The organism is Streptomyces sp. NPDC052020 (assembly GCF_040680575.1).
GTDB lineage: Bacteria > Actinomycetota > Actinomycetes > Streptomycetales > Streptomycetaceae > Streptomyces.
In genome coordinates this window covers 13,069-37,104 of the sequence record NZ_JBFAWY010000009.1, presented here as the reverse complement: position 1 = coordinate 37,104, position 24,036 = coordinate 13,069, and the positions used below count along the sequence as shown (strand labels likewise).

General features: G+C 73.7%; 21 protein-coding genes. 7 read left to right on the top strand and 14 right to left on the bottom strand.

Features of this window, described 5'->3' with window-relative positions; all coding sequences use genetic code 11:
• Positions 1 to 829: 829 nt before the first annotated feature.
• Positions 830 to 2,032, top strand: coding sequence for an amino acid deaminase/aldolase (locus AB0L74_RS11620; RefSeq protein WP_365649003.1), 1,203 nt, complete (start codon positions 830 to 832; stop codon positions 2,030 to 2,032).
• Between the two features lie 16 nt (positions 2,033 to 2,048).
• On the opposite strand, the gene AB0L74_RS11615 is transcribed toward AB0L74_RS11620, so the two are convergent.
• From AB0L74_RS11615 to AB0L74_RS11605, 3 genes are read right to left on the bottom strand one after another with little or no spacing between them, the layout of a single operon-like run.
• The gene (locus AB0L74_RS11615) at positions 2,049 to 2,840 is read right to left on the bottom strand and encodes a 3-oxoacyl-ACP reductase (protein ID WP_365649001.1); all 792 of its coding nucleotides are present in this window, start codon (positions 2,838 to 2,840) and stop codon (positions 2,049 to 2,051) included.
• The gene (locus AB0L74_RS11610; RefSeq protein WP_365648998.1) at positions 2,837 to 4,210 is read right to left on the bottom strand and encodes an aldehyde dehydrogenase family protein; all 1,374 of its coding nucleotides are present in this window, start codon (positions 4,208 to 4,210) and stop codon (positions 2,837 to 2,839) included. The genes AB0L74_RS11615 and AB0L74_RS11610 overlap by 4 nt, the downstream gene beginning before the upstream one ends.
• Before the next feature lie 7 nt (positions 4,211 to 4,217).
• Complete coding sequence (locus tag AB0L74_RS11605; RefSeq protein ID WP_365648995.1) at positions 4,218 to 5,585, bottom strand: glutamine synthetase family protein; 1,368 nt, start codon at positions 5,583 to 5,585, stop codon at positions 4,218 to 4,220.
• Between the two features lie 108 nt (positions 5,586 to 5,693).
• Between AB0L74_RS11605 and AB0L74_RS11600 the strand changes: the two genes are divergently transcribed.
• The gene (locus AB0L74_RS11600) at positions 5,694 to 6,428 is read left to right on the top strand and encodes an FCD domain-containing protein (protein WP_365648992.1); all 735 of its coding nucleotides are present in this window, start codon (positions 5,694 to 5,696) and stop codon (positions 6,426 to 6,428) included.
• A gap of 63 nt (positions 6,429 to 6,491) precedes the next feature.
• Positions 6,492 to 7,184: a gamma-glutamyl-gamma-aminobutyrate hydrolase family protein gene (locus AB0L74_RS11595; RefSeq protein WP_365648989.1), complete on the top strand. Its 693-nt coding sequence runs from the start codon at positions 6,492 to 6,494 to the stop codon at positions 7,182 to 7,184.
• A 148-nt stretch (positions 7,185 to 7,332) separates the two neighbouring features.
• Here the strand turns inward: AB0L74_RS11595 and AB0L74_RS11590 are convergent, their stop codons facing one another.
• Complete coding sequence (locus tag AB0L74_RS11590) at positions 7,333 to 8,268, bottom strand: LysR family transcriptional regulator (RefSeq protein ID WP_365648986.1); 936 nt, start codon at positions 8,266 to 8,268, stop codon at positions 7,333 to 7,335.
• A gap of 70 nt (positions 8,269 to 8,338) precedes the next feature.
• Here AB0L74_RS11590 and AB0L74_RS11585 point away from each other — a divergent pair, with 70 nt between their 5' ends.
• Entirely contained in the window at positions 8,339 to 9,496 is a 1,158-nt protein-coding gene (locus AB0L74_RS11585) for a TDT family transporter (RefSeq protein ID WP_365648983.1), read from the top strand.
• Here the strand turns inward: AB0L74_RS11585 and AB0L74_RS11580 are convergent.
• The 4 genes from AB0L74_RS11580 to AB0L74_RS11565 all read right to left on the bottom strand — a co-directional run bounded on the left by AB0L74_RS11580 (position 9,423) and on the right by AB0L74_RS11565 (position 15,069).
• Positions 9,423 to 10,142, bottom strand: a complete 720-nt coding sequence (locus AB0L74_RS11580; protein ID WP_365648980.1) for a helical backbone metal receptor — start codon at positions 10,140 to 10,142, stop codon at positions 9,423 to 9,425. The two genes, AB0L74_RS11585 and AB0L74_RS11580, sit on opposite strands and share 74 nt — an antisense overlap.
• Positions 10,139 to 10,708, bottom strand: coding sequence for an XRE family transcriptional regulator (locus AB0L74_RS11575; protein WP_365648978.1), 570 nt, complete (start codon positions 10,706 to 10,708; stop codon positions 10,139 to 10,141). The genes AB0L74_RS11580 and AB0L74_RS11575 overlap by 4 nt, the downstream gene beginning before the upstream one ends.
• A 664-nt stretch (positions 10,709 to 11,372) precedes the next feature.
• Positions 11,373 to 13,988 (bottom strand): ABC transporter permease/substrate binding protein, encoded by a 2,616-nt coding sequence (locus AB0L74_RS11570; protein WP_365648975.1) that lies wholly within the window; start codon positions 13,986 to 13,988, stop codon positions 11,373 to 11,375.
• Positions 13,981 to 15,069 carry a betaine/proline/choline family ABC transporter ATP-binding protein gene (locus AB0L74_RS11565; protein WP_365648973.1) on the bottom strand — a complete coding sequence of 363 codons (1,089 nt, stop codon included), beginning with the start codon at positions 15,067 to 15,069 and terminating at the stop codon, positions 13,981 to 13,983. The genes AB0L74_RS11570 and AB0L74_RS11565 overlap by 8 nt, the downstream gene beginning before the upstream one ends.
• Before the next feature lie 203 nt (positions 15,070 to 15,272).
• On the opposite strand from AB0L74_RS11565, the gene AB0L74_RS11560 reads away from it, so the two are divergent.
• Both AB0L74_RS11560 and AB0L74_RS11555 read left to right on the top strand, forming a co-directional pair.
• Entirely contained in the window at positions 15,273 to 16,202 is a 930-nt protein-coding gene (locus AB0L74_RS11560; protein WP_365649524.1) for a 5'-3' exonuclease, read from the top strand.
• A gap of 174 nt (positions 16,203 to 16,376) precedes the next feature.
• Entirely contained in the window at positions 16,377 to 17,219 is an 843-nt protein-coding gene (locus AB0L74_RS11555; RefSeq protein ID WP_365648970.1) for a siderophore-interacting protein, read from the top strand.
• Between the two features lie 59 nt (positions 17,220 to 17,278).
• On the opposite strand, the gene AB0L74_RS11550 is transcribed toward AB0L74_RS11555, so the two are convergent.
• Complete coding sequence (locus AB0L74_RS11550; RefSeq protein WP_365648967.1) at positions 17,279 to 17,866, bottom strand: GNAT family N-acetyltransferase; 588 nt, start codon at positions 17,864 to 17,866, stop codon at positions 17,279 to 17,281.
• 81 nt (positions 17,867 to 17,947) lie between these two features.
• On the opposite strand from AB0L74_RS11550, the gene AB0L74_RS11545 reads away from it, so the two are divergent.
• On the top strand, positions 17,948 to 18,910 hold the full coding sequence (locus AB0L74_RS11545) for a pseudouridine synthase (RefSeq protein WP_365648964.1): 963 nt from the start codon (positions 17,948 to 17,950) through the stop codon (positions 18,908 to 18,910).
• Between the two features lie 84 nt (positions 18,911 to 18,994).
• On the opposite strand, the gene AB0L74_RS11540 is transcribed toward AB0L74_RS11545, so the two are convergent.
• The 5 genes from AB0L74_RS11540 to AB0L74_RS11520 all read right to left on the bottom strand — a co-directional run bounded on the left by AB0L74_RS11540 (position 18,995) and on the right by AB0L74_RS11520 (position 23,674).
• Complete coding sequence (locus AB0L74_RS11540; RefSeq protein WP_365648961.1) at positions 18,995 to 20,563, bottom strand: cytochrome P450; 1,569 nt, start codon at positions 20,561 to 20,563, stop codon at positions 18,995 to 18,997.
• A gap of 64 nt (positions 20,564 to 20,627) precedes the next feature.
• Positions 20,628 to 21,248 (bottom strand): ATP/GTP-binding protein, encoded by a 621-nt coding sequence (locus tag AB0L74_RS11535; protein WP_365648958.1) that lies wholly within the window; start codon positions 21,246 to 21,248, stop codon positions 20,628 to 20,630.
• Positions 21,229 to 21,651 carry a DUF742 domain-containing protein gene (locus AB0L74_RS11530; protein ID WP_365648956.1) on the bottom strand — a complete coding sequence of 141 codons (423 nt, stop codon included), beginning with the start codon at positions 21,649 to 21,651 and terminating at the stop codon, positions 21,229 to 21,231. Before AB0L74_RS11530 ends, AB0L74_RS11535 begins: the two co-directional genes overlap by 20 nt.
• Positions 21,648 to 22,055, bottom strand: a complete 408-nt coding sequence (locus AB0L74_RS11525; protein ID WP_029386760.1) for a roadblock/LC7 domain-containing protein — start codon at positions 22,053 to 22,055, stop codon at positions 21,648 to 21,650. Before AB0L74_RS11525 ends, AB0L74_RS11530 begins: the two co-directional genes overlap by 4 nt.
• Entirely contained in the window at positions 22,052 to 23,674 is a 1,623-nt protein-coding gene (locus AB0L74_RS11520; protein WP_365648953.1) for an ATP-binding protein, read from the bottom strand. Before AB0L74_RS11520 ends, AB0L74_RS11525 begins: the two co-directional genes overlap by 4 nt.
• Between the last annotated feature and the right edge of the window lie 362 nt (positions 23,675 to 24,036).

Here is a 24,036-nt window from a genome sequence, read left to right as displayed (position 1 = left end):
GCCGGGCATCGGACCCGGATGGGCAGGCGTCTCGGACGCCGTCCGCGCGGGAGCGCCCGTGCCGCGCATCGAGCCCAGTTGGACGGTCGTCTCCGACGACGCTGGGGCAGGCGCCTCGGGCGGCATCCGCGTGGCGGCGCCCGGGTCACGCGCCGGGTCCCGCGGGGTGGTCGTCCGGCTGGCCGTCCGGGCGGCGGGTGTCCCGGCGGGGGCGCCCGTGTGTGGCGCCGGTGGCTGGGGCCGGATGTCCTGGTGTGCGGAGGCGGCGGCCGGGGCCGGTGTGCCGGGAGTCGGGTCCGGCGTGCGGCGGCCGACCGAGGGCGGTGCGTCGGGGAAGCGGGCGGACGCCGAGGGCGGGGGCGGGGCCGCGGGGCCGGTGCTCCCCGCGGCGGGCGGAAAGGCGGGAACCCGGGGGCCGCCGGCGTCGGAGGGGCCCGCTGCCGGCCGGTCCGCCCCGGAGGGCTCCGGCCCGGCCGCCGGCGGCGGGGTCGTGGGGCGCGGGGGGCGCGGGGGACGCCGGGGAAAAGAGGCACGTCGCGCTTCCGTGCTCATGCACCCCCCGTTTCCTCGTGCCCGGGCCGCTGCCTCTTCCTCGTGCGCGGGCGCGGATCATCCTGCCCTGCCCGGGCGGACACTGCTCTCCCGGGCACGCATACCCGCACGACCGGACCGCCATCCCGGCACGGACCTCGGCAGGAGTCGTTCCGCCGTGCGTGCGCGTCACTTTACGGCGTGCCGCCCTCCGGACGGGAACCCAGTCCGGGCGACCGCGGCTTTGGCCCGGAACGTCCCCCTACCCTGCGGTAATCCGGTCTGGCAGGCTGCGTCCATGACCGCGCGCCCCACCGACCGGGCCCGTTACGACCGGGCCACCGCCCATCTCGACGCGCCGCTGGCCATCGTCGACCTGGAGGCGTTCGACGCCAACGCCGGTGATCTGGTCCGCCGGGCCGGCGGCAAGCCGATCCGGGTCGCCAGCAAGTCCGTGCGCTGCCGGGCGCTGCTCCAACGCGTGCTGGCGCGCGACGGGTTCGCGGGCGTCATGTCCTTCACACTGGCCGAATCCCTGTGGCTGGCGCGCTGCGGTGTCGACGACGTGCTGCTCGCCTATCCGTCGGCGGACCGGGCCGGGTTCGCCGAGCTGACCGCCGATCCGAAGCTCGCCGCGGCCGTGACGGTGCTCGTCGACGATCCGGCGCAGCTGCGGCTGATCGACGAGACCCGCGACGGCGGCCGTGAAGTGGTGCGGGTGTGCCTGGAGTTGGACACCTCGCTGCGGCTGCTGGGCGGGCGGCTGCGCGTCGGGGCCCGCCGTTCTCCGCTGCACTCCCCGGCGCACCTCGCCGACCTGGCCCGCGTGGTGGCCCGGCGGCCGGGGTTCCGTGTCGTGGGGATCATGGCGTACGAGGGGCATGTCGCCGGGGTCGGGGACGCGGTGGCGGGGCGGCCGCTGCGGTCGCGCGCGGTCCGGCTGATGCAGGCCGCCGCGCGCCGGGAGCTCGCCGAGCGGCGGGCCGAGGCGGTGCGCGCGGTGCGGGCGGTGGTGCCGGACCTGGAGTTCGTCAACGGCGGCGGCACGGGCAGCGTGCAGCACACCGCGGCGGAGGCCGCGGTCACGGAGGTCGCCGCCGGGTCGGGGCTGTACCTGCCGCGCCTGTTCGACGACTACACGTCGTTCAGCGGCCGTCCGGCGGCCCTGTTCGCCCAGCCCGTGGTGCGGCGCCCGGGCGTCGGGGTGGTGACGGTGCTGGGCGGGGGCTATCCGGCCTCCGGGGCCGCGGGGACGGACCGGCTTCCGGAGCCGTACCTTCCGCAGGGCCTTCGGTACGACCCCCGGGAGGGCGCCGGCGAGGTGCAGACGCCGCTGCTGGGTTTCCCCGCCGACGACCTCCTCATCGGCGACAAGGTGTGGTTCCGGCACGCCAAGGCCGGTGAGCTCTGCGAGCGGTTCGACGCGCTGCACCTGGTGGAGGGCGACCGGGTGACGGCGACCGTGCCGACGTACCGCGGCGAGGGCCGCACGTTCCTGTGAGCGCCCGGCGGTCCCGCTACAGCGGGGTGACGTAGGCGCCGGAGATCCCCCCGTCCACCAGGAAGTCGGTGGCGTTGACGAAGGAGGAGTCGTCGCTGGCCAGGAAGGCGACGGCGGCGGCGATCTCCTCGGCCTCGGCGAACCGGCCGACGGGGATGTGGACGAGGCGGCGCGCGGCGCGCTCGGGGTCCTTGGCGAACAGCTCCCGGAGCAGGGGGGTGTTGACCGGGCCGGGGCACAGGGCGTTGACGCGGATGCCCTCGCGGGCGAACTGCACGCCCAGCTCCCGGGAGAGGGCGAGGACGCCGCCCTTGGACGCGGTGTAGGAGATCTGGGAGGTCGCCGCGCCCATGCGGGCGACGAAGGACGCGGTGTTGATGATGGAGCCCTTGCCCTGGCGCCGCATGTACGGCAGGGCGGCCTTGCAGCACAGGTAGACGGAGGTGAGGTTGACCTCCTGGACGCGCCTCCACGCCTCCAGGCCGGTCTCCAGGATGGAGTCGTCGTCGGGCGGGGAGATGCCGGCGTTGTTGAAGGCGACGTCGACGCTGCCGTAGGTGTCGTACGCCGTCTTGAACAGGGCCTCGACCTGCTCCGGGTCGGTGACGTCGACCTTGGCGAAGAGGCCGCCGGTCTCCTCGGCCGCCGCCTTCCCCCGTTCCTCGTCGATGTCGCCGCACACCACGTGGGCGCCCTCGGCGGCGAGGCGGCGGGCGGCGGCGAGGCCGATGCCGCTGCCGGCTCCGGTGACGACGGCGGTGCGGCCGACGAGGCGCCGGCAGACGGTCTGTTCGGTCGGTGCGCTCACTGTGCGGGGCCCTCCGTGCTGATGAAGACGTTCTTGGTCTCGGTGAAGGCGGCCAGCGCGTCCGGGCCGAGCTCGCGGCCGAGGCCGGACTGCTTGAAGCCGCCGAAGGGGGTCCAGTAGCGGACGCTGGAGTGGGAGTTGACGGACAGGTTCCCGGCGCGGACGGCCTGGGCGACGCGCAGGGCGCGGCCCACGTCCCGGGTCCAGACCGACCCGGACAGGCCGTAGTCGGTGGCGTTGGCGAGGCGGACGGCGTCGGCCTCGTCGTCGAAGGGGAGGACGACGGCGACGGGCCCGAAGACCTCCTCGACGGCCACCCGCGCGCGGGGGTCGACGCCGGTGAGGACGGTGGGCGGGTACCAGAAGCCGGGGCCCTCGGGGGCCTTGCCGCGGATGCCGGCGGCGTCCCCGGGGACGAAGGCGCGGACCCGTTCGAGCTGGCGCCGGGAGATCAGCGGGCCCATCTGGGTGCGCTCGTCGGCCGGGTCGCCGACGACGACGGACTCGACGGCGGGGGCGAGCAGGTCCAGGAAGCGGTCGTGGACGGCGCGCTGGACGAGGATGCGGGTGCGGGCGCAGCAGTCCTGGCCGGCGTTGTCGAGGAAGGACAGGGGGGCGGCGGCCGCGGCGGCCTCCAGGTCGGCGTCGGCGAAGACGATGTTGGGGCTCTTGCCGCCCAGTTCGAGGGTGACGCGCTTGAGGTGGGCGGCGCCCTTGGCCAGCACCTGTCTGCCCACGGCCGTCGACCCGGTGAAGACGATCTTCGCCACGCCGGGGTGCTCGACCAGTGCGTTGCCCGCGACGGGGCCGTGGCCGGGCAGCACCTGGAAGAGGTGTTCCGGAAGGCCCGCCTCCAGGGCGAGTTCGGCGAGGCGGAGGGCGGTGAGCGGGGTGGTCTCGGCGGGTTTGAGGAGGACCGCGTTGCCCGCCGCGAGGGCCGGGGCCGTGCCCCAGGCCGCGATGGGCATCGGGAAGTTCCAGGGGGCGATGACGCCGACGACGCCGAGTGGTTCGAGGATCGTGACGTCGAGGCCGCCGGGGACCGGGATCTGCCGGCCGGTCAGCCGCTCCACTCCCCCGGCGGCGTAGTCGAGCAGGTCGCGGACGTTGCCCGCCTCCCAGCGGGCGTTGCCGAGGGTGTGCCCGGCCTCCCGGACCTCCAGGCGGGCCAGCTCCTCCACGTGGTCGTCGACGGTGGCGGCGAAGCGGCGCAGCAGCCGGGCCCGGTCGCCGGGGGCGAGGGCGGCCCAGCGGGCCTGGGCGCGTGCGGCGCGTGCGACGGCGGCGCCGGCCTCGGCGGCGCCGGCGGCGGGGACGGTGGCGATGGTCTCCTCGGTGGCCGGGTTCAGGACGGGAAGCTCGTTCGACACGGGGGCCTCACATGCGTTCGAAGGAGCGGCGCAGCTCCCAGTCGGTGACGGCGGCGTCGAAGGCGTCCAGTTCGACGCGGGCCATGGTGCGGTAGTGGGCGACGACCTCGTCGCCGAAGGCGGCGCGGGCGATCGGGCTGTTCTCCCAGAGCTCGGCGGCCTCGCGCAGGGTCGTCGGGACGTGCGCGAAGCCGGCCGTGTAGGCGTTGCCGGGGCAGGGCTCGGGCGGCTCCAGTCTCCGCTCGACGCCGTACAGCCCGGCCGCCACCATCGCGGCGACCGCCAGGTGCGGGTTGACGTCGCCGCCGGGGAGCCGGTTCTCGAAGCGCAGGGAGCGGCCGTGGCCGACCACGCGCAGGGCGCAGGTGCGGTTGTCGTGGCCCCAGGCGACGGCGGTGGGGGCGAAGGAGCCCGGCTGGAACCGCTTGTAGGAGTTGATGTGGGGGGCGTAGAGGAGGGAGAAGTCGCGGAGCGCGGCGAGCTGCCCGGCGAGGAAGTGCCGCATCAGGCCGGACATGCCGTCGGGGCCGTCCCCGGCCATGGCGTTGCGGCCCTCGCCGTCGGCGAGCGAGAGGTGGATGTGGCAGGAGTTGCCCTCGCGTTCGTTGTACTTGGCCATGAAGGTGAGGGAGACGCCCTCCTGGGCGGCGATCTCCTTGGCGCCGGTCTTGTAGATCGCGTGCTGGTCGCAGGTGACCAGGGCCTCGTCGTAGCGGAAGGCGATCTCGTGCTGGCCGGGGTTGCACTCGCCCTTGGCGGACTCGACGGTGAGGCCGGCGCCCGCCATCTCGTTGCGGATGCGGCGCAGCAGGGGCTCGACGCGGCCGGTGCCGAGGACCGAGTAGTCGACGTTGTACTGGTTGGCCGGGGTCAGCCCCCGGTATCCGGCGTTCCATGCCTGCTCGTAGGTGTCCTTGAAGACGATGAACTCCAGCTCGGTGCCGACCTGGGCGGTGAGGCCGTGCCGCCCGGCCAGGCGCTCCAGCTGGCGGCGCAGGATCTGGCGGGGCGCGGCGGTGACCGGGGAGCCGTCGCTCCAGGCGAGGTCCGCGAGGACCAGGGCGGTGCCCTCGTTCCAGGGGACGCGGCGCAGGGTGCTCACGTCGGGGTGCATGGCGAAGTCGCCGTAGCCGCGGTCCCAGGAGGACATAGCGTAACCGTCGACGGTGTTCATCTCGGCGTCGACGGCCAGGAGGTAGGAGCAGCCCTCGGTGCCGTGGCGGAGAACCTCGTCGAGGAAGAAGCGGGCGGCGAACCGCTTGCCCTGGAGGCGGCCCTGCATGTCGGGGAAGGCCAGGACGACGGTGTCGATGTCCCCGCCCGCGACGAGGGCGTGCAGTTCCTCGACGCTCAGCGGCGCTGTGCGGTCTGCCACGGGAGAGCCTCCTTGGGGCTGCTGCGCGCTGGGGCGTCCGGCCGGGAGCCATGGGCCGGGCCATAAGGTATGGCCGCAGACCATTGCTTGGGAAGGGGGCGCGGCCGCATGGCGGAGGAGACCGGGGGCGCGGGGGCGGACCGGCTGGCGCCGGTGCTGCGGCCGGTGCGCGCGGGCAACGGTTTCGAGGAGGCGCTGGAACAGATCCTCCAGGTGGTGCGGCTGGGGCTGGTGGCGGCGGGCGAGCGGCTGCCGGCCGAGCGGGAGCTGGCACGGCGGCTGGGGATCAGCCGGGTGACGCTGCGCGAGGTGCTGAAGGTGCTGCACGACCAGGGGCTGGTGGAGTCGCGGCGCGGGCGGTACGGCGGCACGTTCGTGCGGCCGCGCGCGGACGCGGCCGGCGAGGACGAACTGCGGCGGCGGGTCGCCGGGGTCGACCTGGAGGACGTGCTGCGCTTCCGGGAGGTGCTGGAGGTGGGCGCGGCCGGGCTGTGCGCCGCGCACCGCCTGGACGGCGAGCGGGCCGGGCGGCTGCGCCGGGCGCTCGCCGGCACGCACGACGCGCCGCTGGACGGCTACCGCCGGGCGGACACGATGCTCCACCTCACCCTCGCCGAGCTGTGCGAGTCACCGACGCTGACCGCGCAGTACGCGGCGGTGCGAGCCACGGTGAACGACCTCTTGGACTGCATCCCCCTGCTGGTCCGCAACCTGGAGCACTCCCAGCGGCAGCACACCGCGCTGGTCGAGGCGGTGCTCGCCGGGGACGCGGACCGGGCGCGGGAGGTGATGCGGGAGCACTGCGCGGGGACGGCGGCGCTGCTGCGGGGGTTTCTGGCGTAGGCGCCTTGCCGCGCGCCGGGTCGCTCCGCAAAGGTACGGGGTGAGTCCTTACCGGGAGGTCGGATGGCGGGCAGGCCGCTGATCGGCGTCAGTACGTATCTGGAGTCCGGGGCGCGCTGGGGGGTGTGGGAGCTGGAGGCGGCGCTGCTGCCGGCCGGGTATCCGCGGCTGGTACAGCGGGCGGGCGGGCTGGCCGCGATGCTCCCGCCGGACGCGCCCGAGCACGCCGCCGCGACCGTGGCCCGGCTGGACGGCCTGGTGATCGCGGGCGGCCCGGACGTCGAGCCGTGCCGTTACGGCGCCGCGCCCGGCCCGCGCACCGGCCCGCCCGACCGGGCCCGGGACGCCTGGGAGCTGGCCCTGATCGACGCGGCGCTGGCGCGGGGCGCCCCGCTGCTGGGCATCTGCCGGGGCCTGCAACTGCTGAACGTCGCCCTCGGCGGCACCCTCGTGCAGCACCTCGACGGCCACGCCGGTCCCCCGGGTGTCTTCGGCCGCCACCCGGTCCGGCCGGTCCCGGGCACCCGGTACGCCGCCGTCGTCCCCGAGGAGACCTCCGTACCGGCCTTCCACCACCAGGCCGCGGACCGCCTCGGCGCGGGCCTGGTGGCGTCGGCGTACGCGGCGGACGGCACGGTGGAGGCCGTCGAACTCCCGGCCGGCCCCTGGGTGCTGGGCGTGCAGTGGCACCCGGAGATGGGCGAGGACGTACGGGTGATGCGGGCGCTGGTGGAGGCGGCCGCCGCCCCGCGCTGAGGCGAACGGCCCCGGCGCCTGGGGGCTGCCGGTCGGGGCCGGTTCCCGCCCCGTCCCCGTCGCGGCGGGACGGCCGTGGCGGGGCCGCCCCCGCGCGGCCGTCCCGCCGCGAGGGCCGGCACCGGGCGCGGCACGGGGAGCGCGGGTCTCACCCTCGTGTGAGGGACAGCAGGTCCCGGGCCGGGCCCGCCGGACGGTGGCCCGTCGGCCAGACGGCGCGCAGGTCGCGGGCGAGGGAGACGTCCGCCACGGGGACGCTCACCAGGCGCCGCATGGCCAGTTCCTCCCCGACGGCCAGTTCGCTGAGGACGGCGGGACCGGCGCCGCCGACCGCCGCCGCCTTCACGGCCGTGGTCGAGGAGAGCTCGATCAGCGGGCGGGCGAGGCCGCCGAGGGCGGCGTCGAGGACCTGGCGGGTGCCGGAGCCCTTCTCCCGCAGGATCAGCGGGGTCGCCGCGAGCTCCCCGGCGGCCAGCGGGCGCCGCCTGCGGGCCCAGGGGTGGGCCGGGGCGGTGACGACGATCAGGCGGTCGTGGCCGATCACCGCGGAGTCCAGCCCGGAGGGGACGCTGAGCCCTTCCACGAACCCGAGGTCGGCCTCGTCGGCCAGCAGCCGCTCCGCCACCGCCGCCGAATTCCCGGCCAGCAGCGACACCGCCGTGTCCGGCCGCTGGGTGCGCAGCGCGAGCAGCCAGCCGGGCAGGAGGTACTCGGCGATGGTCATGCTCGCCGCCACCCGCAGCCGCGAGTCCCTGCGGTCCCTGAGGGCCTGCGCCCCCGCGTCGAACGCCTCCGCCGCCTCCACGATCCGCCGCGCCCAGTCGGTGACCAGCGCACCGGCGTCGGTCAGCCGGGACCCGCGGGGCGAGCGGTCCACCAGGGCGACACCCAGCTGGCGCTCCATGGAGCGGACGCGGCTGCTGGCGGCCGGCTGGGTGATGCCGAGCTCCCGTGCCGCCCCGCCGAGACTGCCCAGCCGCGCCACCGCCAGCAGCAGCTCCAGAGCCCCGAGGTCCGGCACCCGATGGGCCAGCGACCCGGCGGGTGTCCGCGCGGAATCCTCCTGTTCTGCCGTGTTGCTCATAACCCCAGCTTATGTCCCGATAGAGGCATGCTCCCTGGTCAGGGGGCGCATGTGCCGTCACTGTAGAACCATGATCACCGCAGCCCAGCCTCTTCTCCGTGCCCCCGCGCGCCCACCCCGTGCGGCGGCCGTGCGCCATCTCGGCCCCAACTGGTACGCCACCGTGATGGGCACCGCCATCGTCGCCACCGCCGGTGCGGGGCTGCCGCTGCGTCTTCCCGGCCTGCGCACCGCCTGCACCGTCGTCTGGGCGCTGGCCCTGCTGCTGCTCACGGTGCTGCTCCTCGCGCGGGTCCTGCACTGGCGGCACCACCGCGACCAGGCCCGCGCCCACCTCCTCGACCCGGCGACGGCGCCCTTCTACGGCTGTCTGGCCATGGCCCTGCTGTCCGTGGGCGGCGGGGCGCTCACCGTCGGCCAGGACTGGATCGGCACCCGGGCGGCCCTCGCCCTGGACACCGTGCTGTTCGTCTCCGGTACCGCCCTGGGCCTCGTGACGGCCGTCGCCGTGCCGTACCTGATGGCCGTACGCCACCGCGTCGAGCCGGGACAGGCCAGCGCCGTGTGGCTGCTGCCGCTGATCCCGCCGATGGTGTCGGCCGCGACGGGCCCGCTGCTGGTGCCCCACCTGCCCGCGGGCCAGCCGCGCCAGACCCTGCTGTTCGCGTGCTTCGCGCTGTTCGGGCTCAGCCTGCTGGCGACGCTGGTGATGCTGCCGCTGGTGTTCGCCCGGCTGCTCACCGCCGGGCCGCTGCCGCTCGCGCTCACCCCGACGCTGTTCCTGGTGCTGGGCCCGCTCGGGCAGTCCACCACCGCCGCCGGGAAGTTCGCGGACGTCGCGCCGGGCGTCCTGCCGGCGCCGTACCACGACGGCTTCGCCGTCCTGTCCGTCCTGTACGGCGTGCCGGTCATGGGCTTCGCGCTGCTGTGGCTGGGCCTGGCCACCGCGCATGTGGTGCGGGCGCGGCGGCACGGCATGCGGTTCACCATGACGTGGTGGTCGTTCGTCTTCCCGCTGGGGACCTGCGTCACCGGCACCGAGGCGCTCGGGAGGCACACGGGACTCGCCGTGTACGGCGCGCCGGCCGTCGCCCTGTACGCCGTCCTGGCCGCCGCCTGGACCGTCGCGGCCGTGCACACGGCCCGCGGGCTGATCAGCGGCGCGCTGCTCGCAGCGCCCGTCCCAGCACCCCGGGGGCCCGCGCCAGCGACGGACCGTACCAGGTGAGGTGCCGTCCGCTGACGAGCGCGCACGGCAGCCCGGGGAAGGCCTCGGGGCCGTCGGCGGCGGTGAAGCGGTAGGGCTCGTCGGGGAGCACCACGAGATCCGGCCGGGCCGCCCGCAGCTCCTGGACGGCGACCCTCGGATAGCGGTCGGCGTGGCCGGCGTACAGGTGGTCGACGCCGAGGCGGGCCAGCACGTCACCGGCGAAGGTGTCCCGGCCGAGCACCCGCCACGGCCGGCGCCAGATCGGCACGACCGCCGTCACGCGGTGCCCGGACGGCTCGGGCGCCGACCAGGTCTCCTCGGCCTCGTCCAGCCAGCGCGGCCGGGTCCGGGCGCCGCAGGCCGCCAGCACCCGGGCCAGCTCCCCGAAGGCCTGCGGCACCGTGCGCACACGCGTCACCAGGACCTCGACGCCCGCCGCGCGCAGGGCGTCGAGGTCGGGGGCGCGGTTCTCCTCCTCGTTGGCGATCACCAGATCGGGGGCCAGGGAGACGATCCGCCCGGTGTCCGGGTTCTTGGTGCCGCCGACGCGTACGACGTCCAGGTCCGCCGGGTGCGCGCACCAGTCGGTCGCACCGGCCAGCACGCCCGGGACCGTACGGGCCACCGCCTCGGTCAGCGACGGCACCAGGGAGACGGCCCTCACGGGCGCGGCCGGTTGCGCACCGCCTCGATGTGCTCGGCGACGGCGACGACGATCAGCCGGGTCTCGGGCACCGTCGCCCGCCAGCGGTGCCGCACCCCGCCGGTGAGGTACAGGGTGTCGCCGCGGCCGAGCCGGTAGGCGCGCCCCTCGGCCTCGATCTCCACCGCGCCCTCGGCGACGTACATCAGCTGGTCGTTGCGGTACTGCAGTTCGCGGCCCGCGTCATGGTCGCCGGTGAACTCCGAGGCGTGCATCTGGTGGTGCCCGCGCACCAGGGACCGCACCCGCGGCTCGAACGGCGGCCCGGGATCCTCTACGCGGACCACGTCCACGCTGCACGCGGGGTCGGCGGCGGCGAGAAGCTCCACCGCGGTGGTGCGCAGGGCGTCGGCGACCTTCTCCAGAGAGCTGGTGCTGGGCCGGGCCCGGTCGTTCTCGATCTGGCTGAGGAAGGGCACGGACAGGCCGCTGCGCTCGGCCACGACGGCGAGGGTCAGCTCCAGGGCCCGGCGCCGCCGCCGGACGGCCGCGCCCACCCGAAGGGGCTGCTCTTTGTGGTCGCCCATCGCTCGGCTCCCTCCTCCGCCCGTCGCCGCGCCGCCGCCCGTCGTCGGGCGGTCCTCTTCTGATGACTTCTCTGCACCCTACGCATGTTCGGCAAACCGTTTCATGCGCCCGTCACATCGATGTCACGTCCCGGCGACCGGGACCTCACAGTTCACGCCACCCGATCGCCGCCCTGGCGCGGTCTTCGGGCACGTCTTCGGTTCAAGGCCCGGGCGGCCCCGGATGTTCCCGCCTGTCCGTCCGGGCCCGCGGGGCGGGACGGCCAGGGCGGGGACATAGCGCTCCGTGGTTGTCCGGATCCCTGCCGTGTCCTCCGCCCGGCGGTGGTGCGACGGGCGGCGGCCGTACGGCGGGACGTGGCCACTCGTGAGGGGTGATCACACGAGAGAGGCCACACGAGATCATCACACGAGAGGGGACACACGGCACCGAGGGGGTCACACGAAGGGGGTCACACGGCGCGAGGGCCTGTCGTCACACTCCCGTCGTCCGCCCGAAGGCAGACGGGAGTGTGACGACGACGGGCACCAGGGGCGTACGGGGGTGGTCAGGGACGAGGGCGCGTGAGCCCGGCGGCCATACGGCGAGGGGCGGATCCCCCATGCTCGCGCGGCATGGGCGGATCCGCCCCTCGGGGGACCGCCGGGGAGGCGGTCGCGGCGGCTATCGCGGGGTCATCCGGCCGACCATGTCCGGGTGCTCCTCCAGCCAGGCGGCGACGGCCTCCTGCTCATGCCCCTGGCCCCGGTCCTTGATCTCGCTCTCCAGGCTGCCGAGCTCCTTCTCGCTCATCCGGAAGTTCTTGATCCACTCGGTGAGCCGCGGGTACTGCTCGGGGAACTTCTCGCTCGCGATGGTGCGGATGGTGTTCCCCTCGCCCCAGAGCTTCTTCGGGTCCCCGAGCTTGGTGAGCTCGTACTCGGTGTACGCCCAGTGCGGCGACCACAGCACGACCGCGACGGGCTTCTTCTCGGCGTAGGCCCGCTTGAGCTCGGCCAGCATCGCCGGGGTGGAGCCGTCGACGACCTCGTACTCCTGGTCCAGGCCGTAGCCCGGCAGGACCTTCTCCTTCAGGATGTTCATCTGGCCGGTGCCCGGCTCGATGCCGATGATCCTGCCGTCGAACCGGTCGGCCTTGCCCTTGAGGTCCGCCATGGACCTCACGTCCTTGACGTACGAGGGCACGGCGATCTCCAGCGAGGTCGGCTCGTACCACGTCCCCAGGTCGGTGAGGTCGTCCTTGCTCTTGTCCCAGTAGTTCTTCTGGGCGTGCGGCAGCCAGGCGTCGAAGTTGAGGTCGAGGTCGCCGGAGGCCAGGCCGGTGTAGACCGGGCCGACGTCCATCTGCTTCAGGTTGAGCCGGTAGCCGCGCCGCTCCAGGACGTTCTTCCACAGGTGGGTGACGGCGATGTCCTCGTCCCAGGGGAACCAGGCCACGTCCAGGGGACGCTTCGCCTCGGCGGGGGTGGCGGCGGAGCCGGAGCCGACCGGGGCGAGCCGGTCGACGATGCCGGGATTGTCCTTCAGCCAGGCGCGCACGGCGTCCTGCTGGCGGCCCTTGCCTGCCTTGTTGATCTCGGCCTCGAGGCTGGTGAGCTGCTTCTCGTCCAGCCGGAAGTCCTTCAGCCACGTCCCGACGACGGGGTTGTCCCGCGCGAAGCCCTTGCGGGACAGCGTGTGCAGGCCGTCGCCCTGGCCCCAGGCGCCCTTGGGGTCCTTCAGCTTCTTCAGGTCGTAGTCGTTGTACGCCCAGTGCGGCGACCACAGGGTGACGACGATCGGTTCCTTCTTGCTGTAGGCCCGCTTCAGCTCGGCCAGCATGGCCGGGGTGGAGCTGTCGACGACCTTGTACTCCTTGTCCAGGCCGTACTTCTCCAGGACCGTGTTCTTCAGCAGGGACATCTCACCGGCGCCGGGCTCGATGCCGGTGATCTCGCCGCCGAAGAGGTCCGCCTTGCCCTTGAGGTCCTCCAGGGAGTCGACGCCCTTCACGTAGGAGGGCACGGTCAGCTCCAGGGAGGTCGGGCCGTACCAGGTGCCGAGGTCGTCGAGCCGGTCGCCGTACTTCTCCCAGTACGGGGAGTGGGTGGTCGGCAGCCAGGCGTTGGTCTGGAGGTCGATGTTGCCCTGGGCGAGGGAGGTGTACAGCGGGCCGGCGTCGAGCTGCTTGGTCTCGACCTGGTAGCCGCGCTGTTCGAGGATCTCCTTCCACAGGTAGGTGGAGGCGATGCCCTCGTCCCAGGGGATGTAGCCGATGCTGATCTTCTTGCCCTGGCCGACGTTCTCGCTGTCGGCGGCGCCGGCGGAGCCGCCGCTGCCGCCGAACACGCCCATGCCGCCCGCGACCAGCGCGAGGACCACGACACCGACGACGGCGATCTGCGGACGCGGCCGGTAGGACCAGATCTTCAGGCCCTGCGCGGCCCGGGCCCGGGCCGCGGCGCGGCGGCCGAGCGGCGAGACCTGGGTGCCGAGGGCGCTGGTCATCCGGTCCAGGTAGATCGCGAGGATCACGATGGCGACACCGGCCTCGGAGCCGAGACCGACGTTGAGCTGGCCGATGGCCTCGTTGACGTCCCCGCCGAGGCCGCCGGTGCCGACCATGCCGGCGATGGCGGCCATGGACAGACCGAGCATGATCACCTGGTTGACGCCCGCCATCACGGTGGGCAGTGCCAGCGGCAGCTGGACGCGCAGCAGGGTGTTGCGGCGGCTGGTGCCGAACGCCTCGGCCGCCTCGACCAGTTCCTTGTCGACCTGGCGGATGCCCAGCTCGGTCATGCGCACACCGGGGGCGAGCGCGAAGATCAGGGTGGCGACGATGCCCGCGGAGGCTCCGGTGCCGAAGAAGAGGATCGCCGGGATGAGGTAGATCATCGCGGGCAGCGTCTGCATGAAGTCGAGCACCGGCCGGACCAGGCCGCTGACGCGGTCCGAGCGCGCCGCCCAGATGCCCAGGGGCACCGCGACGACCAGGGCGATGATCGTGGCGACGAGGACCAGCGACAGGGTGACCATCGCGTCCTCCCACAGTTCGAGGGAGTCGATGAACGCGAATCCCACGAAGGCGAGGACGCCGGCGAGCGTGCCGCGCAGCCAGAAGGCCAGCACCGCGAAGATCCCCGCCAGCAGCAGGGGCTCGGGCGCCTGGAGGACGGCGTTGATGCCGTCGTAGGTGCCGGTGAAGACGGACTTGAGGAAGTCGAACAGCCAGGAGACGTGGCCGAGCAGCCAGTCGACCGCGTCGTTGACCCAGTCGCCGAGCGGGATCCTAGGCATGGGCCATCACCTTCCCGCCGCCCTGGCGCCGGGTGGAGTCGCAGGTGCCGGGGGCGGCCTGCTCGTCGCCGAGGAAGCCGACCAGACGCTGCCGCGGGACCACCCCGACGAGCTCGTCGCCGTCGTCCAGCACGGCCACGGGGTGCGGCACGCGGGCGCTGATGGCGCACAGCTCGACGAACGGGGTGGCCGGGGTGGCGGTCTCGCAGTCGCAGTCGGCCTCGTCGCCGCGCACGTCGCGGTCCATGACGGCGCCGGCCGTCAGGACGCGGGAGCGGTCGACGTCCTGGGTGAAGGAGGCGACGTAGTCGTTGGCGGGCCGCATCAGGATGTCCTGCGCGGTGCCGAGCTGCACGATCCGGCCGTCGCGCATGACGGCGACGCGGTCGCCCAGGCGCATGGCCTCGTTGAGGTCGTGGGTGATGAAGACGATCGTCTTCTTCAGGGTCTTCTGCAGCTCCAGCAGCTGGTCCTGCATGTCGCGGCGGATCAGCGGGTCGAGCGCGCTGAAGGACTCGTCCATCAGCAGCAGGTCGGCGTCGGTGGCGAGCGCGCGGGCCAGTCCCACGCGCTGCTGCATGCCGCCGGACAGCTCGTCGGGCCAGGACTTCTCCCAGCCGGCCAGGCCGCACAGGGCGAGCGCCTCGTCGGCGCGGCGTTCGCGCTCGGCGCGGGGCACGCCCTGCACTTCCAGGCCGTAGGCGGCGTTGTCGCGGACGCTGCGGTGCGGGAAGAGGGCGAAGTGCTGGAAGACCATGCTGATCTTCTTGGAGCGGACCTCGCGCAGCCCTCGGTCACCGAGCTCGGTGAGGTCCTGGCCGCCGAAGCGGACGTGCCCCGCGGTGGGCTCCAGGAGCCCGTTGAGCATGCGCAACAGCGTGGACTTGCCGGATCCGGACAGTCCCATGACGACGAAGATCTCGCCGGGCTCCACGGTGAAGGAGGCGTCGATGACGGCCGCCGTGGTCCCGTCGGCGCGCAGTTCCTCCCGGTCGGCGCCCTGACGCAGCCGTTCGACTGCCTGATCCGGTTTTCTGCCGAACACCTTGTAGAGATGTTCGGCCTCAAGCCTGGCTGACACGCTTACCTCTTGGCTCGGGGACAAGGACAGGGATGCGAAGCCTGGCTAACAGTTGAATAAAGCAACAAGCTTCAACCCGGGAGCGCGCCTGCCCCATCGCCCCTGGCCCAAACACAGGAGTGACCCGGCTCACACGCCGCCGAGTCCCGGGGGCGGCCCCCTCCTTCGCGCCGCGCCGAGGACCGCCCTCCACCTGCGGCATGATGCGAGGCGTGACCGGACGACTGATGCTCCTCGACACCGCATCCCTCTACTTCCGCGCCTACTTCGGCGTCCCGGAGTCCGTGAAGGCCCCGGACGGCGCGCCGGTGAACGCCGTGCGCGGCCTGCTGGACTTCATCGACCGCCTGGTGAAGGACCACCGCCCCGACCACCTCGTGGCCTGCATGGACGCCGACTGGCGCCCGCGGTGGCGGGTCGAGCTGATCCCCACCTACAAGGCGCACCGCGTCGCCGAGGAGCACGCGGCGGGGCCGGACGAGGAGCAGGTGCCCGACACGCTGTCGCCCCAGGTGCCGGTCATCGAGGCCGTCCTCGACGCGCTGGGCATCGCCCGCGTGGGCGTGCCGGAGTACGAGGCCGACGACGTGATCGGCACCTACACCGCCCGCGCCCGGGGCCCGGTCGACATCGTCACCGGCGACCGCGACCTGTACCAGCTCGTCGACGACCGGCGCGGCGTCCGGGTGCTGTACCCGGTCAAGGGCGTCGGCACCCTCCAGCTCACCGACGAGGCCGTGCTGCGCGAGAAGTACGGCGTCGACGGACGGGGTTACGCCGACCTGGCCCTGCTGCGGGGCGACCCGAGCGACGGGCTGCCGGGCGTGGCCGGGATCGGCGAGAAGACGGCCGCCAAGCTGCTCGCCGAGTTCGGCGACCTGGCCGGGATCCTGGCCGCGGCCGACGACCCGGCGGCCAGGCTCACGCCGGCCCAGCGCAGGCGGCTGACCGAGGCCCGGCCGTATCTCGCCGTCGCCCCGAAGGTCGTCCGGGTGGCCGACGACGTACCGCTGCCGGACGTCGACACCGCGGTGCCGCGCACCCCGCGCGACCCGGCCGCCCTGGAGACGCTGGCGGCCCGCTGGGGGCTGGGCGGGTCCCTGGAACGGCTGCTGGCGACGCTGACGGCGTGAGCCGCAGGCCGCACCCGGCACTCGCGGAACGCGAATCACCCGCCCACCGGAGGGAAGCCGTACTCTGCGGGCCTCCGGAGCGCGAGTCAGACACGACTCGCGCTCCATGAGGCGTACAGGAGGATGGGGATGCTAACTTAGGTAAGCCTAAGTCCAGGGAGCAGGGAGGCCGTCATGGCAGACCGACCGGTACGCAAGCCGCGGAAGCCCCATTCCGCGCGGGTGGTCCGCACCGAGCGGCTGACCCCGCACATGCAGCGCGTGGTCCTCGGCGGCGAGGGGCTCGCCGGTTTCTCGGCGGACACCTGCACCGACCACTACGTGAAGCTCCTCTTCCCCGCCGAGGGCGTGACCTACCCCGAGCCGTTCGACATGGAGCGGATCCGGGCGGAGTTCCCGCGTGACCAGTGGCCGGTGACCCGGACGTACACGGTCCGCCACTGGGACGCCGAGCACCGCGAGCTGACCTTGGACTTCGTCATCCACGGCGACGAGGGGCTGGCCGGCCCCTGGGCGCTGCGCGCCCGGCCGGGCGAGACCGTGCGCTTCATGGGCCCGGGCGGCGCCTACGCCCCCGACCCCGCCGCCGACTGGCATCTGCTCGCCGGTGACGAGAGCGCCCTGCCCGCGATCGCCCGTTCCCTGGAGGCGCTGCCCGACGGCGCCCGCGCCCACGCCTTCGTGGAGGTCGCGGGCCCGGAGGAGGAGCAGAAGATCGACTCCGATGTCGAGGTGGTCTGGCTGCACCGCGGCACCCGGCCGGTCGGCGCGGCCCTGGTCGAGGCGGTGCGCGCCCTGGAGTTCCCCGAGGGGCGCGTGCACGCCTTCGTGCACGGCGAGGCGGGCTGCGTGAAGGAACTGCGCCGCCTGCTGCGTGTGGAGCGCGCGATCCCGCGCGAGGACCTGTCCATCTCCGGCTACTGGCGCCTGGGCCACAACGAGGACGGCTGGCAGGCCTCGAAGCGGGAGTGGAACGCGCGGATCGAGGCCGAGCAGGAGAGCGCGCACGCCGCGTGAGCGGAGCCGCAAGGGGCGCCCGGTGAGAGCCGGGCGCCCCGGGGGCCGGGCTTCGCCCTTCAGGCGCCGTCGCCGCGCACGCGCGCGTGCAGGTGCATGTCGTGCCAGCCGTCGGGGTGCCGCAGGGCACTGCGCTTGGTGCCCTCCAGGGCGAATCCGGTCTTCCCCGCGACGCGGCAGGACGCCTGGTTGCGGACGGAGTGGGTGAGCTCCAGGCGGTGGAAGCCGATCTCGTCCAGGGCCCAGCCGGCCAGTGCCGCCGTGGCCCGCGCGGCGACGCCCCGGCCGCGGGCCTCGGCCAGCGTCCAGTAGGCGACCTCGGCCACACCGTCGCCGAGCAGGATGTTGCGCAGGGCGACCCGGCCGAGCAGCCGGTCGTCCGCCGCGTCGGCCACCGCCCACTGGACGTTCCGCTCCCGCGCCCAGGCCCGCTGCCACTCGGCGATCCACCCGCGGGTCTCCTCCTCGGAGTCGGCGGCGCGGATGTGCCACTGGTGCATCGCCGGGTCCTGGAAGGCGTGGAAGACGGCGGGCGCGTCCTCGGTCCGCCAGGGGCGCAGGACCAGGCCGTCGCCGGCGGGAAGGGTGGGCTGCGGGGTGCGGGAGAGCGTCCCGGCCGGGAGTACCGCACGCGTGAGGTAAGGCATGACGCGCATCCTGCCAAGGGCTCCCGCCACGCGCCCGGTGTTTTCCGCCGCCGTCCGGCCGGCTCGTACCCTTGGCTCGCGATGAGACGCCGTACCCCGCCCCCGCCCTCTCCCCTCCCCCAGCGCCAGGGGGTGGACCCCGTACGAGTGCGGCTGCCCGCCGGCGGTCCGTGGGCCACCGTGCGCGAGCATCTGGTGGAGCGGCTCTCCGGCGCGGGCGCCGGGGTCGTCGACGGGATGTTCGACGCCGGGCTGGTCGTCGGCGCGGACGGCCGGCCGGTGGCGGCGGACGCGCCCTACGAGCCCGGGCTGTTCGTCTGGTTCCACCGCGCACTGCCCGCCGAGGTGCCGGTGCCCTTCCCGGTGGAGGTCGTCCACCGCGACGAGCACATCGTCGTCGTCGACAAGCCGCACTTCCTGGCCACGACCCCGCGCGGCGGCCATGTCGCCGAGACCGCGCTGGCGCGCCTGCGCCGGGAGCTGGGCATCGAGACGCTGACCGCCGCCCATCGCCTGGACCGGCTCACCGCCGGGCTCGTGCTGTTCACGGTACGGCCGCGGGAGCGCGGCGCGTACCAGACGCTGTTCCGGGACCGGCGGGTGCGCAAGGAGTACGAGGCCGTCGCCCCGTACGATCCCTCGCTCGCCCTGCCCCGGACCGTGCGCAGCCGGATCGTGAAGGAGCGCGGCGTGCTGACCGCCCGCGAGGTCGCGGGCGAGCCGAACGCCGTCACCCGCGTCGAGCTGGCCGAGCACCGCCCGTGGCGGGGCGGCGCGCTGGGCCGGTACCGGCTGGTGCCCGCCACCGGCCAGACCCACCAGCTGCGCGTGCACATGAACGCCCTCGGCGTGCCGATCCTCGGCGATCCCCTCTATCCGGAAGTCGCCGCCCCGGCCCCGCCCGGCGACTTCCGCCGGCCGCTCCAGCTCCTGGCCCGCGCGCTGGAGTTCACCGACCCGGTCACGGGGCGGGAGCACCGGTTCCGCAGCCGGCGGGTCCTGGACGCCTGGGCGGCGTACGACCGCTGGGCCGCGGAGCGCTGACCCGTCCGGCGGGCACCGGCCCCGTACCGCTGTCCCGGCCCGCCGGTCAGGCCGTCCTGCCGTCCCCGGTCCGCCGCGCGGTGTTCAGGGGCGGCGCCACCAGCGCAGGACGCGCTGCCACACGCTCCGCGGGCGGTCGCCGGGCTCAAACTCCGGCCGCGGCGAAGCCTCCGCCCCGGCAGGCGCAGGGACGGGCTCGGGCTGTGGCTGCCGCCGCGGCTGCGGCTGCGCCCCGCTCGCCGGGGCCGCCGGAGCCGCCAAAGCCGTGGTGCCCGGCAGGCCCCCGGCACCCGACGGCACCGCCGACCGCGACATGCCGACCTGCCAGGTCGCGCGCTGCACCGGGACCGGTCGATGGCTCGGCAGCTCCCTCACGTCCTGCTGCGGCTTCGGTTCGAAGCGCACCGGCAGCTCCACCAGATGGCGGGAGGCGATCGACGACCGCCAGGTCAAGTCGTCCTCGTCGCAGTCGAGCTGGACGTCGGGCAGCCGCATCAGCAGCGCGTCCACGCCCGTGTCGGCGATCGCCCGCCCGATGTCCTGACCGGGGCACTCGTGCGGGCCCCCGCCGAACGCGAGATGGGAACGGTTGCCCTGCATGTCGGCGAACCGGTCCGGACGCACTCGGGGGTCCACGTTGCCGGGCGCGATCCCGAACAGCAGACCGTCGCCCTGGCGGATGCGCCGGCCGCCCAGCTCCGTGTCCTGTTTGGCGAAGTAGGCGAAGATGGTGCTGAACGGCGGCTCGTCCCACAGGGACTGCTCGACCGCCTCGGGCACCGTCATCTGGCCGCCGCTGAGCTGAGCGCGGAACCGCGGGTCGGTGAGGACCACGCGCAGCACGTTGGAGATGAGGTTGGCGGTGTTCTCGTACGCGGCGAAGAGGACCAGACGCAGGTGCTCGCGGACCTCGTCGTCGGTCAGCCTGGCCGGGTGGGTGATGAGATGGCTGGCGAAGTCCTCACCCGGCTCGGCCCGGCGGCGCGCGGTGAGCCGCGCCAGGGCGTCCATGACGTAGGCGTGGCTGGCGATGGCGGTGTCGGTGCCCTTGAGCGCGTCGCGCGCGGCCTCCACCAGCCGGTCGTTGTACTCGCCGGACATGCCGAGGATCTCGCACATCACGCCCATCGGCAGATGCTCGGCGAACTGCCCGACGAGGTCGGCGCGGCCCTGACCGCAGAAGCGGTTGACGAGCCGCTGGGTGTGCCGGTTGACATGGCGGCGCAAATCCCGGAAGTCGATCGTGGAGATGGCGCCGGCGACCGCGCCGCGCAGCCGTTTGTGCTCGTCGCCCTCGGCGTGGGAGCAGATGGGCTGCCAGGCGATGTGCGGCATCAGCGGGTGGTCGGAGCGGACCTTGCCCTCCCTGAGCGGGGTCCAGATACGGCTGTCCCGGCAGAACTGCGCGGGGGCGCGCACCATGTGCAGGTTCTCCGCGTGGCCGAGGACCACCCAGACGGGAACGTCGTCGTGGAGCAGCGCGGGCGCGACGGGGCCGTGCTCCGCCCGGAGTTCCTCGTACAGCTCTCCCAGGTCCTCCGCCGTGTGGAGCCGGCGCGGCCCCCCGGGCCCGAGGCCGTGCGCGGGGCAGCCGGGCGGCGGCACGAGCGTGGGGTCGCCCGTTCCGGTCGGGGCGTGGGATTCAGGCGTCACAGTTCTCGCTCCGAAGCTGAAGTGGATGCGGTGGGTCGAAGGGTGAGGGGTGCGGGGGGCGCGGTCAGGTGAGCGCACCGGTCAGGGACAGCGAGTGCAGGAAGCGCATGAGGGTCATCAGGACGTCCCGGCTGGAGGCGCGGCGGCGCACGTCGCACTCCATGATCGGGATCTCCTCCGGCAGGTCGAGCGCGGTGCGCAACTCCGACAGGGGGTAACGGGGCGCGTCCGGGAAGGAGTTGACGGCGACCACGAACGGCACACCGCGCTCCTCCAGGCGCCCCATCACGTCGAAGCTGACCTCCAGCCGCCGGGTGTCGACCAGCACCACCGCGCCGAGCGCCCCCTCGAACAGCCCGTTCCACAGGAACCAGAAGCGCTCCTGGCCGGGCGTGCCGAAGAGGTACAGCACCAGTTCGTCGGTGATGCTGATGCGGCCGAAGTCCATGGCCACGGTGGTGGCCGTCTTGGACGCGGAGCCGAAGTCGTCGTCGACCCCGATGCCGGCCTGCGTCATGGTCTCCTCGGTGGTCAGCGGCCTGATCTCACTGACCGAGCCGACCATCGTGGTCTTGCCGACCCCGAAGCCGCCCACGATGACGATCTTGACGGCGGCCTCGGCCGTGTGCGGCAGCCGGTCCTCCGTCCGTGGGCCGGGGATCCGGTCAGAGCTTTTGAAGTCCATGCATCACCGCTTCGAGAAGAGATCGGTCGGCAACCTTCTGACGGATGATCGGGGCGCGCGCGTGTACCAGACCCGTCGTCAGCAGCTCGGTGAGCAGTACGGTCACCACGCTGAACGGCAGGTTCAGGTAGGCCGACAGCTCCGCCACGGACAGTGGGGCGGAGCACAGCCGCAGTACGGCGGCCTGCTCGGGGGTGGCGGACGCCGGCGGGTCGTCGGCGCGGGCCACGATCAGCGTCACGAGGTCGAGTTCGGCGCGTTCGCCGTCGGCGTCCCCACCGCCGATCACGTACAGCCGTTCGGGGTTCTTCTTCTCGCCCTCCTGCGGCGCGGCGCCCGGCGCGGGAGGGGGGGCGGACGGCTGGTGCCGGGGGTGTCGCCGCTGGCGTTGCGGAGGAGTCATACGGTCTGCCCGTTGTGCCGCGCCGGGCTGGTCAGATGGGGACCGATGCGGGCGACCAGGTCGCGCATGCGGTTGCTCATCAGTCCGGGCTCGCAGACGATGTCGGACAGCACCGCCAGATAGGCGTTGGCGCCCGCGGCCATCAGGTAGAAGTAGCCGCCGTCGATCTCGATGATGACCAGTTTCATCCGGCCGTCGCTGTCCGGGATCTCCTGCGCGACGGCACCCGCCAGGCTCTGCAGGCCCGCGCAGGCGGCGGCGACGCGGTCGGCGGCGTCGGGGTCACCGGCGTACCGGGCGATGCGCAGCCCGTCCGCGGAGAGCACCACGATCATCTCGATGCCCGGGACCCCGTCGTAGAGCTCCTTGAGCATCCAGTCGAAGTTGCCTCGCTGCTGGATCACTTGAGGTCTCCCTCGTCATCGGCCGGAGTGTGGGCCGGCTCGTTGGGCGGCTGGGTGAACGCGTTCGGGTCCGGATCGCCTTTCAGGCCCTCCCAGAAGGCCTCGACCCACAGCCCCGGCGGGGGCTCTTCCTCCTCGTGTTCCTCGCGCACCGGCCCGGGCTCCGGCCGGGACCAGGCGGCGCTCCGGGCCCGCTCGGCCGCCGCGCGGGCCGCCCGCTCCGCCTCCTCGCGCTCGGCGGCGGCCTGTTCGGCGATCCGCCGGCTGAGCGGGGTCTTGACCCGGCTGCGGCGCTGCGGCAGGCCGCCCGCGGTCCACTCGGTGACGACGGGGACGTCGTCCTCCAGGGAGATCGTCGCGGGGATGCGGGGGCTGGTGGGGCGGCGCTTCTTCGGCGGGCGCTTGGGTCCCTCCAGCGCGTCGGGCTCCCGCTTGGGCACCGACGTGGCGCCGATGCCGTGGGCGAGCCCGACGCCGGGCTCCTCGGTGAGCATCTGGCTCGGTACGACGAGGATGGCGCGGACGCCGCCGTACGCGGAGGCGCGCAGCGAGACCTGCATGTTGAAGGCCGTGCACAGCCGGCCGACCACGGCCAGGCCCAGGCGCGGGCTGTCCCCGAGGTCCTGGAGGTCGACACCGGCCTTCGCGCGCTCCAGCATGCCCTCGATGCGGGCGCGGGCGTCCTCGCTGAGGCTGACGCCGGCGTCCTCGATCTCGATGGCCACGCCGGTCTGCACCTCGGTCGCGGTGACGTGCACCTTGGTGTTGGGCGGGGAGTAGCGGGTGGCGTTGTCGAGGAGTTCGGCGGCGGCGTGGATGACCGGCTCGACGGAGGTGCCCTTGACGTTGACCTTGGCGATGGAGGCCAGGTGGATGCGGCGGTACTCCAGGATCCGGGACATCGCGCCGCGCAGCACGCTGTACAGCGCGACCGGCTCGGGCCACTGGCGGCCCGGCCGGCCGCCGCCGAGGACGGAGATGGAGTCGGCCAGGCGGCCGATCAGCGCGTTGCCGTGGTCGATGCGCAGCAGGTCGTCGAAGACCTCGGGGTTGCGGCCGTGGTCCTCCTCCATCTCGCGGAGTTCGTTGGCCTGCTGGTGGACGATGGCCTGGACCCGCCGGGCGATGTTGACGAACGAGCGCTCGGTGGAGTCGCGCAGGGTGTCCTCGTGGTCGATGATCTCCAGCATGATCCGCAGCAGGCGCTGCTGCGGCTCGCTGAGCGTCCCGTAGGAGGGATCGAGGTCCGCCAGGCGCAGCATCGTCTCGCGGGGGGTGTTTCCCCGGCGCATGTGACGCAGCGCGGTGGGCAGGATCTCGCCGCCGAGCCGGGCCACTTCCTCGTCCTGGCCGGCGATCCGCCGCTCCAGGCGGGCGGTCTCACGGGCGTGCTCGGCGCGCAGGGCGCGGGCGACGCGGCCGCGGCGTACCGCCTCGGCGGCCGTCACGGCCACGAGGAGGGTGGCGACGGCACCGCACCCGGCGACGGCGGTCCGGGCCGGTTCCGTCACCAGGGCGACGGCGGCCCCGGTCGCCGCGGCCATCAGTATCGCGGGCAGCACCAGCAGTGACGCGACGGGAAGTTCGCGGCGGCCGGGAGGGGAATCAACACTCACCATGTAGGCCCTCTGAGAACGAATCGGCTGGGATGGGGGAGCGTGCAGGGGGGTATGTCATGGGGTGGTCGGGATCTTTCGCACATGGGGAACAAGCGCGCGAATTCACCTCAACTCGGTGCGCTGCGGGCGAGCTTAGTCCGACCGGATCATCGCCGTGTCATATTCGGCAAGCACCTGAAACGAGCGCCGCGACAGCGGTAGGCTCGGCTTATTTACACCATGTGCTATCACTCGAACACGTCCGGTTACCATGAACGCGCATGCGGGATTCGCTCGCCGTGCCGAGTGAAGGGGTACGAGGGAACGGTGGTGCGATCCGCGAGCCGTCACCCGCCCCGGATGCGAAACGGGGCCGAACCGGT